The organism is Gordonia sp. (in: high G+C Gram-positive bacteria) (assembly GCF_020438995.1).
In the GTDB taxonomy this organism is placed as follows: Bacteria; Actinomycetota; Actinomycetes; order Mycobacteriales; family Mycobacteriaceae; genus Gordonia.
In genome coordinates this window covers 1-1,934 of sequence record NZ_JAGQTN010000318.1, presented here as the reverse complement: position 1 = coordinate 1,934, position 1,934 = coordinate 1, and the positions used below count along the sequence as shown (strand labels likewise).

The window sequence follows — 1,934 nt, the reverse complement described above, 5'->3', positions numbered from 1 at the left end:
CGCGGCGGCCACGGTCAACGCGTCCTCGCTGGTGCTGCAGGTCGCGCACGCCGGTGACTGGTACGTCCAGGCCACCGACATCGCCGCCCCGTCAACCTCACCGGCCACCGACCTCCTGGCACACACCCACACCGGGGCGCTCACCCGCACCGAGGTGTGGGACTCCGGTGGTCCGGTCGGCGGCACCACCATCACCGCCAGCTCACAGGCCATCACCTGGAGCCCCAACACCGACTACGGCACCCGGTCGTGGATGACATGGATCATCGAACTCACCATGTGACATTCACCTGAAACCCAATCACCCGAATGTCACGCGGCCCGACCGCGGATCAGCGACAGGCCGGCGATGGCGGGCTACGCAGCATGCATCATCGCGGCGCGTACCTCGTCGTCGTCGACGGCTGTGTATCGCTCGGTGGTGGCGACGGACGAGTGGCCGAGCAGAGTTTGGACGGCGCGCAGGTTCCGGCTGCCGCGGTAGGCGCGTGTGGCGAATCGGTGGCGCAGGGTGTGGGCGGTCCAGGTGCCGGGCATGGCGTCGGCGCAGAGTTCGCCGACGCGTCGGGGTGAGAGGTGGCCGTCGATCTTGCCGGGGAACAGCCATCCGCGTCGGCCGGCGCCGGGGGTGTGCCAGTGTGGGCCGGTCTCGATGATGTCGGCGAGTTCGTCGGCGATGGGGATGACGCGGACCTTGCCGCCCTTGCCGTGTACGCGCAGCATGGCGCCGCGGTCGCCGTCTTCGAGGTCGTCGGTGTGCACGGTCGCGATCTCGGCTCGGCGTAGTCCGAGTTCGGCGCCCAGACGCAGCATGAGCAGGATTCGCCGGTCCGTGGTGGCGATCGCTCGGTTGACGACGCGGTCAGGTGCCGGCCGCGGTGCGGGGTTCGCGACAGAGATCTTCGGCAGGTGGCGTGCGGGGTCGGTGTCGAGTCGGCCGCTGGTCACGGTCCACGCGAAGAACGCAACGAGTGCGTTGCGGTGGCCGCGTCGAGTGTCCAGCGCCCAGCGGGCGGCGGCGAGGTACTCGATGATGCGATCGGCGGTGACCTCACCGGGCAGGCCTTCGACGGCGCGCGCGAATCGTTCGAGCTGCTGCCGGCGGGTGTTGATCGTCGTGGCTGGCCGGCCGATCGCGGCGAGGTAGATCAGCCAGGCGCTGATCAGCGGCGCCCAGTGCTCGGGGACGGGTTTGGCGCGGCCGGTGTTGTGGGTGGGTTGCGTCGTGTACGAGTTCATGAATGTGAATCCTGTGACATTTGATGCGGTCTTGACCAGAGGTCGTGCGCACTTCGGGACGATGGTCTTTTCTCTGCCGGATCCGGCAGTGACCAGGGTGTTGCATGGCCGATCGTCATCGGACGGGCCGTATGTGGTCAGGGTGCACTTGCTCGACGAGCCCGTTGTCCCATCGCACGCGGACGTGCGTGCGGTAGACGCGAGACACCCGGCCCACCAAGTCGATGCTGCTGATGCCACTGATGCCGACATACCGGACGCGTTGGTGCGTGTGGTAGTCGTCGGAAACGTACATCCGTGCCCCCCTCACGACGCGCGCCGACCGGGTTTGGACGGCACAACCACCGGTTTGGGGTCCGGGCGCTTGAATGGGACGACCTTGCCGGTCGTGGCCGCAGCCTGCTGATCGGACTGAGCGACAGAAGGTTTGGGGTTCGAATCCCTACGGGCGCACCATACGAATACTCCCCTCCGACGATACTCGGAGGGGAGTATTCGTGTCGGTCGTAGCCTGGACCTGTGAAATAGTCTGGACCTGTGAAAGCAGTGATTCTCGGTGCGAGTGGTTTGATGGGTGGCTTGGTCGGCAGGCGGCTGGAGGAGTCGGGGGCCGATGTGGTGCGGGCCCACCGGGGGAGTGGTGTCGACGCGGTAACCGGGGTTGGGCTTGCCGATGCGATTGTCGGCGCCGATGT

2 protein-coding genes are annotated in these 1,934 nt (G+C 67.2%); one reads left to right on the top strand and one right to left on the bottom strand.

The genetic code is table 11. From position 1 onward, the window contains the following. The coding region (locus KDB67_RS22205) for a hypothetical protein (protein ID WP_291020717.1) at nucleotides 1–283 on the top strand (283 nt) is incomplete at its 5' end. 74 nt (nucleotides 284–357) lie between these two features. On the opposite strand, the gene KDB67_RS22200 is transcribed toward KDB67_RS22205, so the two are convergent. Further along, on the bottom strand, nucleotides 358–1,239 hold the full coding sequence (locus KDB67_RS22200) for a tyrosine-type recombinase/integrase (protein WP_291020715.1): 882 nt from the start codon (nucleotides 1,237–1,239) through the stop codon (nucleotides 358–360). Nucleotides 1,240–1,934: the final 695 nt, after the last annotated feature.

Bases quoted from the DNA above. Each gene is read 5' to 3' on its own strand.
- KDB67_RS22200 (WP_291020715.1), bottom strand. From the start codon at position 1,239: ATGAACTCGTACACGACGCAACCCACCCACAACACCGGCCGCGCCAAA.